Here is a 16675-nt window from a genome sequence, read left to right as displayed (position 1 = left end):
GCGTTCGATTCTAGCAGCAGGCGGGCCGACGGGCGAAGGGGATGCGATGGACGATCGAGTCAGGCTCTCGCTGGACGAGGTCCGAGGGCTGGTGGAAGCGGTGCTCCGGCGGCACGGCCTGTCGGAGCCGCACGTCGCGGCCTGCGCGGACGTGATGGTCGCCGGCGAGCGGGACGGCGGCGGGTCGCACGGGATCTTCCGGCTGCTGATGTGCCTGAACTCGATCCGGGCGGGGAAGGTCTCGTTGGACGCCGAGCCCGTGGTGCGCGACGTCGCGCCGGGGATCGTGCGGGTCGACGCGGGGGGGGCCTTCGCGCCGCTCGCGTTCCGGCGGGGGCTGCCGGTGCTGGTGGAGAAGGCGAGGGCGGTCGGCCTGGCGGCGATGGCGGTGAACGACTGCGGGCACTTCGCGGCGCTCTTCCCGGAGGTCGAGGCGATCGCGCGGGCGGGCCTGGTCGGCTTCGCGTTCACGCCCAGCCACGCCTGGGTCGCGCCGGCGGGGGGCTCGCGGCCGTTGCTGGGGACGAACCCGATCGCCTTCGGCTGGCCCCGGCCGGGGGGCGACCCGTTCGTCTTCGACTTCGCCACGAGCGCCTCGGCCCGGGGCGAGATCGAGCTGCACCGCCGCGAGGGGAAGCCCACGCCGCCGGGATGGGGCGTCGACCCCTCGGGGAACCCCACGACCGACGCCGACGCCATCATGGCCGGCGCGATGCTCCCCTTCGGCGGCCACAAGGGCTCGGCGCTGTCCCTGATGGTCGAGCTGATCGCCGGGCCGCTCGTCGGCGACCTGACCAGCGTCGACTCGATCGCCCTCGACGCCGGCGCCAAGGGCGCCCCGCGCGGCGGCGAGCTGCTGCTGGCGATCGACCCGTCGCGGATGCTCGGCGAGGCCGCCCCCGCCCACCTCGCTCGCGCCGAGGCGATCTTCGAAGGGGTCGTCTCCCAGGGCGCCCGCCTCCCCTCCCTCCGCCGCTACGAGGCCCGGAAACGCAGCCTGGCCGAAGGGGTCCTCATCCCCCGCAAGCTCGTCGAGGAGGTGAGGGCGCTGCTGGCCTGACCGGGCCCGGCACCCCGGGACGGACTTGACCCGGCCATATGTCGCATATACAACTTAATCATGTCGAAACCCCTTTCCAGAACTCCGATGGTCGAGCGGATGGCGCGCGAGTGCCTCTCGGTCCGTGTGCGGCTGATCAATCGGGTGGTGACGGGCCTGTACGACCGGGCGCTTCGGCCGTTCGGGATGCGGGTGAGCCAGGTGAACATCCTGGTGGCGGTGGCGCACGGCGGGTCGGCCCGCCCGGCCGACGTCTGCCGGGCCCTCCGGCTGGAGAAGTCCACGCTCAGCCGCGACGTGGAGCTGATGAAAGGCCGAGGCTGGCTGGAATCCGACCCGCCGGCCGGGGGCCGGAACCAGGTGCTGAGGATCACCCCCCGGGGCCTGGAACTGCTCGACCAGATGGAGCCCGCCTGGCACGAGGTCCAGGCCGAGGCCCGCCGCCTTGTCGGCGAGGCCGACGTCGACGCCCTCCGGCGCATCGCCGACCGGCTCCGCCTGGGCGGCCCCGATTGACCGACGCGGGCCGGGGCGTCCCGGCCCGAATTCGCGGACGCCAAGTTGTAGATACAAGAAAGAGGCCGACGATGTCCGGACTGGACGAGCACCCGACGGTGATCCGCCATCGCGAGCGGGCGGCGGCGGCCCCCACGCTCGCGCTCGACGCGGGGGAGCTGCGTCGGATCTGCCTCGAAGCCGGGGCCGACGACGCGGGGGCGGTGGCGATCGGCAGGCCCGAGCTGGACCCGCAGCGCGACGACGTGCTGCGGGCCTATCCGTGGACGAGGACCCTGGTCAGCCTCGTCTGCCGGATGAACCGCGAGCCGATCCGCAGCGCCGCACGGTCGACCGCCAACCTGGAGTTCCACCGGACCAACGAGGAGACCGACGCGGTCGCCCGTCGCGTGGTCGCGGCGCTGGAGGCCCGAGGCGTCCGCGCGGTCAACCCGTCGGTCGGGTTCCCGATGGAGATGGACGGGTATCCCGGCAAGATCTGGCTGGTCTCGCACAAGCCGGTCGCCGAGGCGGCGGGGATGGGGCGGATGGGGATCCACCGCAACGTCATCCACCCGAAGTTCGGCAACTTCATCCTCCTGGCGACGGTCCTGATCGACGCCGAGATCGCCGAGGGGTCGCAGACGCGGCCGATCGACTACAATCCCTGCCTGGGTTGCAAGCTCTGCGTGGCGGCCTGCCCCGTCGGCGCGATCGCCGCGGACGGGGCGTTCGACTTCTCGGCCTGCCACAACCACAACTACCGGGAGTTCAACGGCGGCTTCACCGACTGGGTGGAGCAGGTCGTCGAGAGCAAGGACGCGGCCGACTACCGCCGCCGCGTGGGGGAGGTCGAGACGGTCTCGATGTGGCAGAGCCTCAGCTTCGGCGCCAACTACAAGGCCGCGTATTGCATGGCCGTCTGCCCCGCCGGCGAGGACGTCATCGGGCCGTTCCTGGACGACCGCAAGGGGTTCCTGAACACCGTCGTCGACCCCTTGCGAGACAAGGCCGAGACCCTCTACGTCGTCCCCGGCTCGGACGCCGAGGCGTACGCGGCGAGGCGGTTCCCGCACAAGCCGAGGCGGCGGGTCCACAACGGGGCCCGCGCCCGGTCGGCCGCCCAGCTCTTCCGGGTCCTCCCGGTCGCCTTCCAGCGCGGCCGGTCCGAGGGGCTGGACGCGACCTACCACTTCGCCCTCGCGGGGGAAGGGGCGACGGAAGCGACCGTCGTCATCCGCGACCGGACGATCCGCGTCGAGGCCGGCCTGGTCGGCGAGCCCGACCTCGTCGTCTCGGGCGATGCGCCCACCTGGGTGGGCTTCGTCCGCAAGGAGCGAAGCTTGTTTTGGGCCCTGCTCCGCCGGAAGATCCGCCTGAAAGGCGACCCCCGCCTGCTCCTCGCCTTCGGCCGCTGCTTCCCGTCCTGACGCGGCCTCCCGGGCCGGCGGCGCCGCGGGGATTCCCACATTTCGGTCGCATCCCGGCGGCCGTTCGCCTCTATCTGGTGGTGACCAGGTCGAGGGGAGGACGCCCATGCCGCCGGACGACGCGATCGTGCGCGAGGTGCTTCGAGGGGACCGGGGTGCGTTCGCGACTCTCGTGGCCCGGCACGAACGGGCGGCGTGGGCCACGGCCTGGCGCGTCCTGCGGGACGACCACGCGGCGGCCGACGCGGCGCAGGAGGCGTTCCTGACGGCCTACCACCGGCTCGCCGACCTGCGGCGGCCCGAGCGGTTCGGCGCCTGGCTCCTGCGCATCGCCCGCCGCGAGGCGGTCCGCACGGCGCGGGGCCGGGCGCGCGAGCCGGCCCGCTCGCTCGACGAGCCCGGCGCGGCCGACCTCGCGGCCCAGTCGGGGGCGCGGCTACCGGCCGACGCCGAGGCCCTGCTGGCGGCGGTCGCCCGGCTGCCGGAGCACGAGCGGGTCGTCGTCGCGATGCACTACCTCGACGGCCTCCCCGTGGCCGACGTGGCCCGCGTGCTCGGCCGCCCCGTCGGCACGGTCACCAAGCAGCTTTCCCGCGCGATCGAACGGCTGAGGCTCAAGACCAGGGGGGTGCTCGGATGACGAACGACGGACGCGACGTGGAAGACCGGCTGGCCCGGCTGCGCGAGGCCTGGCCGACCGGCTCGATGGTGGACGACGTGATGGCCCGGATCGCCGCGGACGAGCCTCGACGCGCCCGGCGACGAGGCCGGAGGCTCGCCGGCCTCGCGGCCTCGGGCCTGGGGCTGGCGGGGGCCTTCGCGCTCGCCTGGCTGTTCCTCGCCGCCCGGCCGACGACGCTTTTGGCCGCCGTCCAGAAGGGTCTGGAGCGGGCGGGCTCGGCCCATCTGGTCATGACCGCTCGCGACGAGCAAGGGCGCGAGCATCGGGCCGACGCCTGGTACGTCAAGGGCGTCGGGGTCCGCATGGAGACGCCCGACCGGACGATCGTGGAGAACGGCGCTTCCCAGTGGTCCTGGCCGACCGTCGCGGCCGAGCCGGTGGCGACCCGCCGCCGCGGCCCCGGCTTCTTCGCGATCCAGCTCCCGCAAATGCTCGCCCTCCAGGAGAGCCCCGACGGCTGGCGTCGCGAGCGGTCGCCCGAGCTGGACCGGGAGGTCGACGGCCGTCCCGCCCTGGGCTTCACCTTCTCCGCCCCGCCGGAGCAGACCCCGGGCCGCCCCGCGCCACGAACCCTGGTGCTGGCCGACGCCGAGGAGCGCATCCGCGAGATCGCCTTCGAGGAGCGCCAGGCCGACGGGACCTGGCGTCGAGCCCGCGAGGTTCGCATCGAGTACGACGCGCCGATCCCGCCGGAGAAACTGGCGTTCCAGCCCCCCGAAGGGGCGAAGGTCGTCGATCTCGACGAGGCCTTCCACGGCCTCCACCCGCTCGACCGGGCGCTGCACCGCGTCGAGCTGGGGGGGCTGATCCTGGCCGTCCACGACGTCCGGCCGCTGGAGGATCGCGAGGGGTTCTCCGTCGTCTCCTCGGTGCGCGGGACCCCCGATTTCCTCGCGAAGCATCCCCCCCGGCGACGGCCCCTCAACCCGGAGACGGTGATCGTCGAGGTGGCCACGCAGAACGTGGGCAACCGGATGTACGGCGGCCGCTACGACCTGATCGGCCTGGCGACGGCCGAGCGCGACGGCGTCGAGTACGGCTGGTGGCTGGTCGTCCCCCGGCGGCTGTACATGGTCAAGGACGGCCGGCGCGAGTACTTGCCGGAGACCGACCAGGTGATCGGCGACGAGCCCGGCCGGCTGGACGCCGTGCCCGGCAAGGCCCGCGTCCCGCTGAAGGCGACCTTCCGCGACCCCGCCCTCCGCGACCCGAAGGGTCATCCCCGCGAGGTCTCCACCTGGGCCGAGGTCCCCATCCCCGCCGACAATCCGCCGACCACGATCGAGGCCGTCGCCGCCCGGGCCCGGCGCGACCTGATGCGGATGGGGGGAGGCGACGCAGGCTACACCCTGCTCGGGATCGCCGCCGACGCGAAGGACGACGGATCCGGCCTCCGCCCCATGTCCCATTTCCTGCCCGAGTCCGTCTCCGACGCCGACTTCGCCGCCGCCGCCCGCCGCGGTCTCGACGACCTCCGCAAGTTCGACGAGGTCCGCCCCATCCGGCCCGAGGAGATGCTGCCGCCCCTCGGCCAGGCGAAGCCGAAGGAGTGAGCCGGGGCCCTCGATCTCACCGGCTTCACTTCAGCCCTCGACGCGAAAGGGATTGCCGAGGGTCGCCCGCAAGAGCGGGGCCGGGAGGAAGATCCGGTATCGCTCGATGGACTCCTTCGGCCGGAGCCCGGGGTAGCAGAGGGCGGAATCCACCAGGTACGCCGCGTGCATCATCAGGCCGCGGGGAGAGAGGTCGTCGCCGGGGCGAGGGGACTGGATCATCGCGTCCAGTTCGCGGGGAGAGAGGCGCGTCACGCGGTCGCACCAGCCGACGACCTTCTCGGAACCGGGATTGTATTCGAAGTAAAACGCGGCCCCCTCGGCGAAATAGCTCGCCGAGTAGTCCCTATCGGTCGCCCGGCCCTGGACGAACCTGTCCAGGGCCTCGACTCCCTGACGACTGCCCTCGTGAGGGAGCAGCGGCCAGATCCGTCGGCAGCAGGCCAGCAGGTAGCGTTGCACGAGCCGATCCAGCTCGGCCTCATCCCCTCGCCATTCCTGCCGGAACCAGCGCAACATCAGGCCGACGTCGTCGGATCGCAGCCATTCCTCCTCCGTCATGTGGACGACGGGTCGCGAGGGATCGCGGACGCCCCAGCAGTCGAACAAGGCGAAGGCCGCCTCGTCGGAGTCCTGGATCGCGACGCCGGCCGCGGGCGAGCGACCCAGCGCCCGAAAGGCCGCCGAACCCTCGACGGCCGCGCGGAAGCGGTCGACATCGTCCGCTCCGAGCTGCCAGAACTCTCCCCAGTTGTCGCACAAGGGCCCGAACTCGGCCGGCGATCCATACCGGAACATCAGATCGAAGCCGGGGTCGAAATCCTCGCGGTAGTCGCGGAAGGAGAAACGGAAGCCCAGCGTCTCCTCCTCTTCATAGCAGCTCACGTCCCCGAAACGGCCGCCCATCAGCTTCCCGTCCGGCTCGTCCAGGAACTGTCGGACCAGCAGGCCGAGCCCCACCTCCGGCGTCAGTTCGGCCAGCGGGACGCCCGACGCGGCGAGCCTCCGTTGGAAGCGTTCCAGGGATTCGGACGACGCCACGCGAGACCTCCCGGATCGAGACGAGGGGGGCGCCGCCGCCCGGCACGCCCGGAATGTAACATCCGCGAGGCGGGCCGTCACGTCGCGATCGCTCGCGAGGCCGGCGGCCCGTCTTTCGTCGGCCGATCGCACCGCCGGTTGTCGGCGCCCGTAGAATCGATCGGGGAGCGACACGCGGCGACTGGCGGCGAAAGGCGGGGATCATGGCGACGACCTCGGCGGCGATGACGAGCGGGCGGCCCGGGGCGATCGGGCCGGCCGACCGGGAGGCGATCGAGCGGCGGACGCGCGAGGTCGGGCGCGAGCTGTTCGATCGGGTCGCGCGGGCGTCGCGGCCGTGGCGGCGGGCCTGGTGGGAGGACCGCTTCATGGGGGCGACGCTGGACGACCCCGAGGTCCGCGTCCAGCTCTTCCGGTTCATCGACGTGTTGCCCGCCCTGAAAGGGCCGTCGGCCGTGCGGCGTCACCTGGCGGAATATCTGGGCGAGGCCGGCGGCCGCGTGCCGTGGTGGCTGCGGACCTCGGTCGCCCTGGCCCCGCCGGGCTCCGACCGCGAGGCGATCCTCGCCCGCACCGCGACCGCCGCGGCGGAGGTCATGGCCCGCAAGTTCATCGCCGGCGCCACGCCCGACGAGGCCCTCCAGACCGTGCTCAAGCTCCGGTCCCGGGGCGTCGCGTTCACGGCCGACCTGCTGGGCGAGGCCGTGATCAGCGAGCGCGAGGCCGACGCCTACCAGCGGACCTGCCTCGACCTGATCCGGGGCCTCGCCGGCCCGCTCGCCGCGCGTCCCGAGATCCCCCGGATCGACCGCGACGCCGAGGGCCCCCTCCCCCGCGTCAACCTTTCGCTCAAGCTCTCCAGCCTGACGACCTGGTTCGACCCCATCAGCCCGAAGGCCACGCTCGACCGCGTCGCCGCGCGGCTGCGGCCGATCCTCCGCACCGCGCGCGAGCTGGGGGCCTACGTCCACGTGGACATGGAACAGTACGACTACCGGACGCTCACCTACGACCTGTTCGAGGCCGTGCTTTCCGAGCCCGAGTTCCGCGACTGGCCCGACGTCGGCATCGTCGTGCAGGCGTACCAGCCCGACGCCGAGGCCGAGCTGCGGCGGCTCGACTCGTTCGTCGAGCGTCGCGGGGCGCCGATCACCGTCCGCCTGGTGAAGGGGGCGTACTGGGACTACGAGGTCCTCACCGCCCGCCGCCACGGCTGGCCCGAGCCCGTCTACCTGGAGAAGCGGCGGACCGACGCGAACTACGAGCGCTGCACCCGCTACCTGATGGAGCGCCGGGCGAACCTGCGGCCGGCGATCGCCAGCCACAACCTGCGGAGCCTCGCCCACGCGATCGCCACGGCCGAGGTCATCGGCCTGCCGATCGACGCGTATGAACTCCAGACGCTCCACGGCATGGGCGACGCGATCAACGACGCCCTGGTCGAGCGCGGCAATCGGGTCCGGGTCTACACCCCCTACGGCGCGATGCTGCCGGGGATGGCGTACCTGGTCCGCCGGCTGCTGGAGAACACCTCGAACGAGTCCTTCCTGAAGGCCAGTGGCGCGTCGGGCGCCGCGGCCGACGAACTCCTGCGCGACCCCGAGGAGGCCGGAGCTATGCGGACGCTCTCGCGACGATCCACGCCCCCGCCCCAGGCCCCCGCCGGGCTGCCGCCGTTCCGCAACGAGCCCGTCACCGACTTCGCCAGGGCCGAGAACCGCGAGGCGATGGCCGAGGCCCTCCGCCAGGTCGAGGCCGAGCTGGGACGGACCTATCCCTTGATGGTCGACGGCCGGGCGGTCGAGACCCCCGAGCGGCTCGCCGAGTCGCTGGACCCCAGCCGGACCTCGCGGGTGGTGGGGCGGGTCGCCACGGCCGACGCCGGCCACGCCGACCGCGCGCTGGCCGTCGCCCGCGCCGCGGTCGCCTCGTGGTCGTCGACCCCGGTCGAGGAGCGTGCGGAGGTACTGGTCCGCGCCGCGGCGATCATGCGGTCGCGGAAGTTCGAGCTGGCGGCGTGGGAGGTCTTCGAGTGCGGCAAGCCCTGGCGCGAGGCCGACGCCGACGTCGCCGAGGCGATCGACTTCTGCGAGTTCTACGCCCGCGAGATGATCCGCCTGGCCGAGCCCCGCCGCCGCGACGTCCCCGGCGAGACCAACGTCTGCGACCGCCTCCCGCGCGGGGTGGTCGTGGTCGTCCCGCCGTGGAACTTCCCGCTGGCGATCCCCTGCGGCATGACCGTCGCGCCTCTGGTCGCGGGGAACGCCGTGATCCTCAAGCCGGCCGAGCAGTCGCCGGTGATCGCCGCGAAGATGGTCGCGATCCTCCACCAGGCGGGCGCCCCGGCGGGCGCGCTGCAGTTCCTCCCCGGCGAGGGGGAGGAGGTCGGCCAGGCCCTGGTGAACGACCGCCGGGTGGACGTGGTCTCGTTCACCGGGTCGCGGCAGGTGGGCCTGCTCCTGAACCGGCAGGCGGCCGAGACGCCTCCGGGGCAGGACCACGTCAAGAAGGTGATCGCCGAGATGGGGGGGAAGAACGCGGTCATCGTGGACGACGACGCCGATCTCGACGAGGCGGTCGTCGGCGTGCTGCAAAGCGCGTTCGGCTACGCCGGCCAGAAGTGCTCGGCCTGCTCGCGGGTCATCGTGCTGGAGGGGGCCTACGACGCCTTCGTGGCCCGGCTGGCCGAGGCCGGCAAGGCGCTCCAGGTCGGCCCGGCGGACGACCCCGACACGTTCGTCGGCCCGGTCATCGACTTCGAGGCCCGCAAACGGATCCTGGAGGCCCGCGAGACGGCCGAGGGGGAGGGTCGCGTGATCCTCGACGTGGACGTCGCGGCGATCGCCGACCGGGGGACGTTCGTCGGCCCGCTGATCGTCGCCGACGTGGCGCCTTGCGCCCGCACGGCGCAGGAGGAGATCTTCGGCCCGATCCTGGCCGTGATGAGGGCGAGCGACCTGTCCGAGGCCCTGGCGATCGCCGAAGGCACGTCCTACGCCCTGACCGGCGGGCTCTATTCCCGCAGCCCGGCGACGATCGAGCGCGTGCGACGGGAGTTCCGGGTCGGCAACCTGTACATCAACCGGACGATCACCGGCGCGTTGGTGGACCGCCAGCCGTTCGGCGGCTTCAAGCTCTCGGGAGTGGGCGCCAAGGCCGGCGGGTCGGAGTACCTGCTGGAGTTCCTCCTCACCCGCTCCATCACCGAGAACACGATGCGCCGGGGCTTCGCGCCGGAGGACCTGTCCGCGTCCTCGGGGGAGTGACCGGCCGGAAAGTCGACCGTCGCCCCGGATTCTCCGCCCCGATCGGCTTCGCGCGACGCTGAATTCAGGAGGACCATCTCGAAAGTGTTCGCGGGCCTGATCCCACGGGCGCGCGAGGCGTCGGCCGCGCCAGGATCGGCGGCGACGAGGGAAACGGAGAGGGGGACGCATGGCCGTCGCGACGCAAACGACCGTGGAAGCTCGACCTTCGGCGAACGGACCGGCGCCGCACGCCGCAGACGGCCACGGCGGCGGGGCCCTGGCCCCGGCGACCGCGCGCGCCCCGCGACGGTTGCCGACCGTCCTGATCATCCTGGCGGTCGTCGCCGCGGCGGGGGTCGCCTACGCGCTCCTGCCGGGGAAGCCCTGGTCGTCGAAGGTGGTCGGCGGCGGGACTCCCCTCTTCCGCGCGGCGCGGACGCGGCTGCCGGTGACGGTCGACGCCCGAGGGACGATCGAGAGCGCCCTGAACCGCGAGGTCGTCAACCGGGTCGAAGGCCAGACGATGATCCTGTACATCATCCCCGACGGCACGACGGTCAAGAAGGGGGACCTGGTCTGCGAGCTGGACTCCTCGGCCCTCCGCGAGAAGCTGACGAACGAGCTGATCACGATCCAGCAGGCCGAGGCCGACGTCCAGAACGCCCTCAAGACCCGCGAGGTCGCCGAGTTCGCCCTCCGCGAATACGAGGGGGGGACCTACCCCCAGACCCGCCAGAACGCCGACATCACGCTCACCATGGCCCGGACCAACCTCTCGCAGGCCGACGAGCGTTACGAGTGGTCCACCCGGATGTATCGCCGCGGGTTCGTGGCCAAGTCGCAGACCGTGGCCGATCGGGACGCCAAGGCCAACACCGAGATCTCGCTCGACCGCGCCAAGACCACGATCCACGTCCTGGAAGAGTTCACCAAGCGGAAGCAGATCATCGAGCTGCAGGCGAGCGTCCAGAAGGCCAAGAGCGACGAGATGACCAAGCAGGCCAAGCTCGCGCTGGAGCGTTCCAAGCAGAAGAAGTACGAGGGGCTGGTCGAGCGCTGCAAGATGTACGCGCCGGCCGACGGCCTGATCGTCCACGCCAACGACGCGATGGGCCGGCGCGGCAGCGAGCAGGCGATGATCCAGGAGGGGACGACCGCGCGGGAGGGCCAGGTCCTGATCCGGATCCCGGACGTCGCGTCGATGCGGGTCGACGCCAAGGTCGACGAGTCGGTGATCAGCCGGATCGGCCCGGGTCAGCGCGCCCGGATCCGGGTGGACGCCTTCCCGGGCCTGAACCTCAAGGGCTCCGTGACCGCCGTCCAGCCGCTCGCCGACCCGATGGGCCGCGACGCGATCGACGTGCGGCTCTACACCGCGAAGGTCACGATCGACGGTTCCATGACCCAGCTCCGGCCGGGGATGATGGCGAAGGTCGAGATCCTCGTGAGCGAGGCCGAGGACCTGCTGGCCGTCCCGATGAAGGCCGTCCTCCAGGTCGGCCCCGAGAACTTCGTCTACGTCTCGACCCCGGACGGCATGCGGCGCCGGGCCGTCCGCCTGGGCGCCAGCAACGCCGAGCTGATCGAGGTCGTCGAGGGCCTCCAGGAAGGCGACGTGGTCTCCCTCGACCCCGTCAAGCTCATGTCCGAGCGCGAGAAGCGCGAGGCCTTCGCCGCCGCTTCGCCGCACCTGCTCTGATGAGGCGGCCGCCCCCCGCCCGCCTCAGCGCGGCCCTTCGCGATCGGGGGCGGGGGGTTCGAGGCCGGCGAGGATGGCCTCGACGGCGACGGGGTCGGCGGGCTTGACGAGGTGGTGGTTGAAGCCGGCCTCGCGGGTGCGGCGGCGGTCCTCGTCCTGGCCCCAGCCGGTGAGGGCGGCCAGCTCGACGCCGCGTAGGGCGGGGCTCTCGCGGACGCGGCGGGCGACCTCGTAGCCGCTCATGCCGGGGAGCCCCAGGTCCAGGAGCACCAGGCGGGGGCGGAAGTCCGCCAGGACCCGCAGGGCCTCGGGGCCGTCGTGCGCCGTGCGGACCTCGTGGCCCTTCATCGTCAGGAGCGCGGCCAGGCTCTCGGCGGAGTCGCGGTTGTCGTCGACGACCAGGATCGTCACCCGCCCGGCCCCGGGACCCGCGTCGCCCTCGGCCGACGGGTCGGCGGCACGGACCACGGCCCGTCGATCCGGGTCGCGGCCGAGGTCGAGGGCCAGGGGGAGGCGGACGAGGAAGGCGCTCCCCTTCCCCGCCCCGGCGCTCTCGGCGGAGACCGAGCCGCCGTGCAGCTCGACGAGGCGGCGGACCAGCGTCAGGCCGATGCCGAGGCCCCCCTGGGCCCGGTCCAGCGACGCGCCGACCTGGGTGAACATGTCGAAGATCCGGGGGAGCATCTCGGCCGGGACGCCGATGCCGTCGTCGGCGACCCGGATCGCGACGGCCGCCCCTTCGAGGGCCGCGGACACCTCGATCCGGCCCCCTTGCGGCGTGTACTTGGCGGCGTTGTTGAGCAGGTTGGAGACCACCTGGACGAGCCGGGTGCGGTCGGCGTCGAGCGGCAGCGGCCCCTCGGGAACGCGGACGACCAGCTCGTGGCCGCCGCCGTCGATCATCTGCCGGCTGGTCTCGACGGCCGCTTCGACGATCTCGCGCAGCTCGACGCGCTCGCGCCGCAGGACCACCTTGCCGCTGGTCACGCGGGAGACGTCCATCAGGTCGTCCACCAGGCGGACGAGGTGGGCGAGCTGGCGGTCCATCATCCCCAGGGTGCGCTCGCGGGCCTCGCCGGCGGCGGGGCCCAGGCGGAGGATCTGCATGCCGTTGCGGACCGGGGCCAGCGGGTTGCGCAGCTCGTGGGCCAGGGTCGCCAGGAACTCGTCCTTGCGGCGGTCGGTCTCCTGGAGGGCGCGGTAGAGCTGGGCGTTCTCGACGGCCACGGCCACCCGCTCGGCCAGGTCCTGGGCGAGCCGCAGCTCGTCGGGGCCGAACCGGCGGCGGCCGGAGGCGCTCAGGAACGAGATCCCGCCGACCACCCGACCGCGCGACAGCAGCGGCACGCACAGGTAGGAGCGGACCCCCAGGCCCCGCAGCCGGGCGATCCGGGCGGGCCCCTGGGCGGCCGCCTCGGGGTCCAGGTCGGCGAGGTCGAAGACGACCTCGGGCTCCCCGGTGCGGAGGACGTGGGGGATCACGCCGGCAACCTCGTCCGACTCCCGGCCGGTCGGGTCGGCCCCCCGGTCCGGCGGGTCCTCCAACCGGTCCGCGCGGGCGACCGCCAGCCGCCGGCGGGCCCCGGCGGGGTCGAGGACGTCGACGGCGCACCAGTCGGCGAAGCCGACGACGGCGAGGTTGGCGATCCGGCGCAGGGTGCTCTCGTGGTCCACCAGCTCGGCGAGCGAGGCGCTGGCGTCGGCCAGGAACCGGACCGATTCCTCGGCCCGCTTGCGCGCCGTCGCGTCGCGGAGGACCTTGCCGAAGCCGTGCAGCCCGGCCTCGTCCCGCAGGGGGACCTGCACCCCCTCGCCGAAGAACTCGGAGCCGTCCCGGCGCAGGTGCCAGCGCCGGTCCTCGGCCCGGCCCTCGCGGGCCGCCGCCGCCCGCTCCCTCGCGGGGACGCCGGAGGCGCGATCCTCGGGCGTGAACAGGAACTCGATCGGCCGGCCCAGGACCTCGTGCGGGGCGAAGCCGGTGATCGCCTCGGCGCCCCCCGCCCAGTCGACGACGACCCCCTCCGGATCGGTGATCACCACGGCGTAGTCGGCCGCGTTGTCCAGCAGGAGCTGGAGCCGCTGGTCCTTCTCGCGGAGCTGGTCCTCGGCCCGCTTGCGATCGGTCAGGTCGATGCCGTGGATGAGGATCCCGGAGATGCGGCCGTCCGGGTCGTGGAGCGCCTGGAAGACGAAGTCCAGCCAGCGGTCCTCCATCGCCCCCCCGTGGCCCCGGGCGAGCCGCACCGGGCGGTCGACGGCCACATACGGCCTCCCCGTCCGGAAGACCCGGTCGAGGATCTCGAAGTAGCCCTGGTCCTCCACCTCGGGCACGACCTCCCGGATCGGCCGGCCCAGCAGGTCGCGACGGCCGACGAGCTGGACGTACCGCGGGTTCGCCCGCTCGTAGACGTGGTCGGGCCCCCGGAGCACGGCCACGAACGCCGGCGACCGCTCGAACGCCTCGGCCAGCCGCTCCCGCTCGTACGCGACGTGGCGGTGGAGCCGCTCCCGCTCTTCCTCGTCCCGCTTCCGCTCCGAGACGTCGGTGAACAGGATGGCCACGAGGTCCCCGCCGGCCTCGCCGATCCGGAACGCGTAGACGTCGAACCAGCGCCCCAACGCGGGCGACTCCTGGAGGAACCGGACGGGCTCCCCGGTCCGGGCGACCCGGCCGTAGGCCTCGGCCCAGTGGGGCTCCAGATCGGGGACCAGCTCCAGCGCCCGCCGCCCCGCCGGCTCCTTCAGTCCCGTCTGGGATTCGAACACGGGGTTCGCCTCGACGAACCGATAGTCGACCCCGCGTCCCTCCTCGAACAGCACCTCGACCACGCAGAACCCCTGGTCGATCGACGTGAACAGGGTGCGGTAGCGCTCCTCGGAGCGCCGGAGCGACTCCTCGCCCGCCTTGCGGTCGCTGATCTCGATGACCGAGCCGACGTGGCCCTGGAACGCGCCCTCGGCCGAGATCCGCGGCCGGCCGGCGTCGATGACCCAGCCGTACGACCCGTCGGCGCGCCGCAGGCGATGCTCGAACGAGTAGGCCCCGCGGCGGGCGAGGGCGTCCCGGAACGCCGCCTCGGCGGTCGGCCGATCCTCCGGGTGGACGGCCGCCAGCCAGCCGAACCCGAGGCCCTCCTCCTCGCCCTGGCCGGTGAACTCGTACCAGCCCCGGGAGAGGAACGTGCACCAGCCCGCCTCGTCGGTCGCCCAGAGCATGGCCGGGGCGGCGTCGGCGAACTCCCGCAGCTGCGCCTCGCTCTCGCGCAGGGCGTCCTCGGCGCGGCGGCGGTCGGTGACGTCGACGCCGGTCGGCGAGAGGAAGAGGACGCGGCCCTCCTCGTCCACCACCGGGGCGATCGACATGTCGACGTGCCGCATCGAGCCGTCGGCCAGGAAGTAGGGGCTCTCGCCGCGGAAGGCCTCCCCCGCCGCCGCCCGCTCGCAGGCGTCCCGGACCATCTCCACCAGCTCGGGCGAGCGGTCCCACCAGCCGCACTCCCAGAACGGCCGGCCCAGCACCTCGTCGCGCGTGAAGCCGCAGAACGCCAGGCACGCGCGGTTGGCCTCCACCAGCACGCCGTCGGTGGAGAGGACGCCCGCGAACTGGAAGCCCTGCTCGAACAGGGTGCGGAACTTGGCGTTCGCCGCGGCGGCCTCGCGCGCCCGGGCCTCCACCTCCCTGCGGCCGGTGACGTCGCGGACGACCTTCGCCGCGGCCGCCACCCGGCCGTCGGCGTGGCGGATCGGGGAGACGCTGACCGAGACGTCGACGAGGCGGCCGTCCTTGGTCAGTCGGGCCGTATCGAAGTGCTCCAGGCGCTCCCCGCGCGCGATGCGTCCCAGGATGAGGCGTTCCTCGTCGCGGCGGTCGGGCGGGATGATCGGGTCGATGGGCCGGCCGATCATCTCCTCGGCCGTGTAGCCGAAGAGGGCCTCGGCGCCGGGGTTCCAGCTCTCGACCACGCCGGCCAGCGACTCGGCGATGATCGCGTCGTCCGACGACTGCACGATGTCGGCCAGCCGGGCCCGCTCGCGCTCGGTGCGGCGGCGGACGGCGGCCCCCCGGATCAGCAGCCAGCCGGCCGCCGCGATCGCCAGCAGGCTGGAGACGACCGCGGCCGCGCCGAAGCGGATCGCGTCGGCGTACGCACTGTCCACCTGGCCGCGGCGGCGTGCGAGCCGGGCCTTCGCGTCGTCCTCGATCGCCCGCGCCGCGTCGGCGGGGAGGCCCCGCCCGTTCGACGCGACGATCCCCGCCTCCAGCGCGGCGACCCGCGCCGCCTGCACGGGATCGTCGGCCGCGAGGGTCGCCAGCCGCGCGACCCCCTCGCGGACGCGGGGCCAGGCTTCGTCGCGGGCGTCGGCGCGCAGGTCCGCCAGCGCGACCAGGACCTCCTCGGCCCGGGTCGCCCGCGCGGCGGCGAAGCGGACCGTCTCGGCCTTGCGGTACGAGACGGTCCCGTTGACCACGACCAGGAGGGCCAGCGCGCCGACCCCCAGCAGGTTGTTCCGTTCCGACTCCCCGCCCATCCCCGCCCCTCGGCTCGGCTCGCCGCCGGAGGCCGGCGACATCGGGCCGGGACCGCAGGCACGCCACGCGGCGGGCAGGGATCGACGAGGCCCTCATCGAATTCTAACGCGGTGTTTTCGCAAATCCCATGCCCGCGACCATGCGCCGGCGACGGCCCGCCGCCGCGGCGGCCAGGCCGATCGCCATCAGGGCCAGGCTCGACGGCTCGGGGACGACCGAGCCCGGCACGGCGAACGTCGGGCTGAAGTTGTTGAACGCCAGGCCGATGCCGTCCGTCTTCGTCCCCACGAAGGTCAGGCGGATCGACTTCACGCCGTCCGGCAGGCCCTTGAAGCCGAAGTTCCAGGGGAGGCTGTCGAGGGTGGCGGGGTCGTTACGGCCGACCCCCTGGGGCGAGAGCAGCGTAGTCAGGATCGATCCCGTCCCGTTCAACACGTCGACCCGCCACTGCTCCCCGCCGTCGATGTCCCAGATCTCGCCGGAGAACTCCCGGATGACCTGCGTCGTGTCGTACTCGATCAGGAACGGCCCCGGCAGCACGCCGATGCCGTCGGGCTGGCGTAGGAACCAGCGGCCGAGCTGAAGGCCGTAGCCCTCCCGTGCCCGGTCGAACGGCCCGGGGGCCGTGCTGGAGACGAATCCGTCGGTCCCGTCCTCGCCCCTGGCCTCGAACCGGGGCAAGGCGTCCACCCCCAGGTCGAACCGGTCGTTCCCGTTCACATCGAAGAAGAAGCGGACCGAGCCCCCGCCCGCGATGGCGTACGGGCTGACCAGCCGGGCGTCGTCCACGGGCGTGGATCCATCGGGGCGGGTCTCGAAGTCGATCATGTCGGCGGCTGCGGACGTGGCGAAAGCCAGGCCGCAGAAGGCCGCCGTGGCGGCGGATTTGAGGGCGTTCGGTCGGGGCATGGGAGGCTCCTGGGTGATCCGGCGGCA

General features: G+C 73.2%; 10 protein-coding genes. 7 read left to right on the top strand and 3 right to left on the bottom strand.

What is annotated here, in order from left to right:
* Positions 1–46: 46 nt before the first annotated feature.
* The 5 genes from G6O68_RS22615 (at position 47) to G6O68_RS22595 (ending at position 5220) form a co-directional block, all read left to right on the top strand.
* Positions 47–1060 carry an Ldh family oxidoreductase gene (locus G6O68_RS22615; protein WP_165250921.1) on the top strand — a complete coding sequence of 338 codons (1014 nt, stop codon included), beginning with the start codon at positions 47–49 and terminating at the stop codon, positions 1058–1060.
* Between the two features lie 60 nt (positions 1061–1120).
* The gene (locus G6O68_RS22610; RefSeq protein ID WP_165250920.1) at positions 1121–1576 is read left to right on the top strand and encodes a MarR family winged helix-turn-helix transcriptional regulator; all 456 of its coding nucleotides are present in this window, start codon (positions 1121–1123) and stop codon (positions 1574–1576) included.
* Positions 1577–1647: 71 nt separating this feature from the next.
* Positions 1648–2985 (top strand): SCP2 sterol-binding domain-containing protein, encoded by a 1338-nt coding sequence (locus G6O68_RS22605; protein WP_165250919.1) that lies wholly within the window; start codon positions 1648–1650, stop codon positions 2983–2985.
* A gap of 106 nt (positions 2986–3091) precedes the next feature.
* Positions 3092–3625: an RNA polymerase sigma factor gene (locus G6O68_RS22600; RefSeq protein ID WP_165250918.1), complete on the top strand. Its 534-nt coding sequence runs from the start codon at positions 3092–3094 to the stop codon at positions 3623–3625.
* Positions 3622–5220: a LolA family protein gene (locus G6O68_RS22595; protein WP_165250917.1), complete on the top strand. Its 1599-nt coding sequence runs from the start codon at positions 3622–3624 to the stop codon at positions 5218–5220. The genes G6O68_RS22600 and G6O68_RS22595 overlap by 4 nt, the downstream gene beginning before the upstream one ends.
* Before the next feature lie 30 nt (positions 5221–5250).
* On the opposite strand, the gene G6O68_RS22590 is transcribed toward G6O68_RS22595, so the two are convergent.
* Positions 5251–6261 carry a hypothetical protein gene (locus G6O68_RS22590; RefSeq protein WP_165250916.1) on the bottom strand — a complete coding sequence of 337 codons (1011 nt, stop codon included), beginning with the start codon at positions 6259–6261 and terminating at the stop codon, positions 5251–5253.
* A 203-nt stretch (positions 6262–6464) separates the two neighbouring features.
* Between G6O68_RS22590 and pruA the strand changes: the two genes are divergently transcribed.
* On the top strand, positions 6465–9527 hold the full coding sequence (gene pruA / locus G6O68_RS22585; RefSeq protein WP_240911454.1) for an L-glutamate gamma-semialdehyde dehydrogenase: 3063 nt from the start codon (positions 6465–6467) through the stop codon (positions 9525–9527).
* A gap of 169 nt (positions 9528–9696) precedes the next feature.
* Complete coding sequence (locus G6O68_RS22580) at positions 9697–11208, top strand: efflux RND transporter periplasmic adaptor subunit (protein WP_165250915.1); 1512 nt, start codon at positions 9697–9699, stop codon at positions 11206–11208.
* Positions 11209–11232: 24 nt separating this feature from the next.
* On the opposite strand, the gene G6O68_RS22575 is transcribed toward G6O68_RS22580, so the two are convergent.
* Entirely contained in the window at positions 11233–15738 is a 4506-nt protein-coding gene (locus G6O68_RS22575; RefSeq protein ID WP_165250914.1) for a PAS domain S-box protein, read from the bottom strand.
* A gap of 103 nt (positions 15739–15841) precedes the next feature.
* The gene (locus G6O68_RS22570; protein ID WP_165250913.1) at positions 15842–16648 is read right to left on the bottom strand and encodes a PEP-CTERM sorting domain-containing protein; all 807 of its coding nucleotides are present in this window, start codon (positions 16646–16648) and stop codon (positions 15842–15844) included.
* Positions 16649–16675 lie beyond the last annotated feature (27 nt).

The organism is Paludisphaera soli (assembly GCF_011064595.1).
Taxonomy (GTDB): Bacteria; Planctomycetota; Planctomycetia; order Isosphaerales; family Isosphaeraceae; genus Paludisphaera; species Paludisphaera soli.
Note: the sequence above shows the minus strand (reverse complement) of the source record. Positions and strands in the feature narration are given on the sequence as shown.

Excerpts from the sequence above, each read along its gene's own strand:
- G6O68_RS22615 (WP_165250921.1), top strand. The coding sequence starts at position 47 with ATGGACGATCGAGTCAGGCTCTCGCTGGACGAGGTCCGAGGGCTGGTG.
- G6O68_RS22610 (WP_165250920.1), top strand. The coding sequence starts at position 1,121 with ATGTCGAAACCCCTTTCCAGAACTCCGATGGTCGAGCGGATGGCGCGC.
- G6O68_RS22605 (WP_165250919.1), top strand. The coding sequence starts at position 1,648 with ATGTCCGGACTGGACGAGCACCCGACGGTGATCCGCCATCGCGAGCGG.
- G6O68_RS22600 (WP_165250918.1), top strand. The coding sequence starts at position 3,092 with ATGCCGCCGGACGACGCGATCGTGCGCGAGGTGCTTCGAGGGGACCGG.
- G6O68_RS22595 (WP_165250917.1), top strand. The coding sequence starts at position 3,622 with ATGACGAACGACGGACGCGACGTGGAAGACCGGCTGGCCCGGCTGCGC.
- pruA (WP_240911454.1), top strand. The coding sequence starts at position 6,465 with ATGGCGACGACCTCGGCGGCGATGACGAGCGGGCGGCCCGGGGCGATC.
- G6O68_RS22580 (WP_165250915.1), top strand. The coding sequence starts at position 9,697 with ATGGCCGTCGCGACGCAAACGACCGTGGAAGCTCGACCTTCGGCGAAC.
- G6O68_RS22575 (WP_165250914.1), bottom strand. The coding sequence starts at position 15,738 with ATGGGCGGGGAGTCGGAACGGAACAACCTGCTGGGGGTCGGCGCGCTG.
- G6O68_RS22570 (WP_165250913.1), bottom strand. The coding sequence starts at position 16,648 with ATGCCCCGACCGAACGCCCTCAAATCCGCCGCCACGGCGGCCTTCTGC.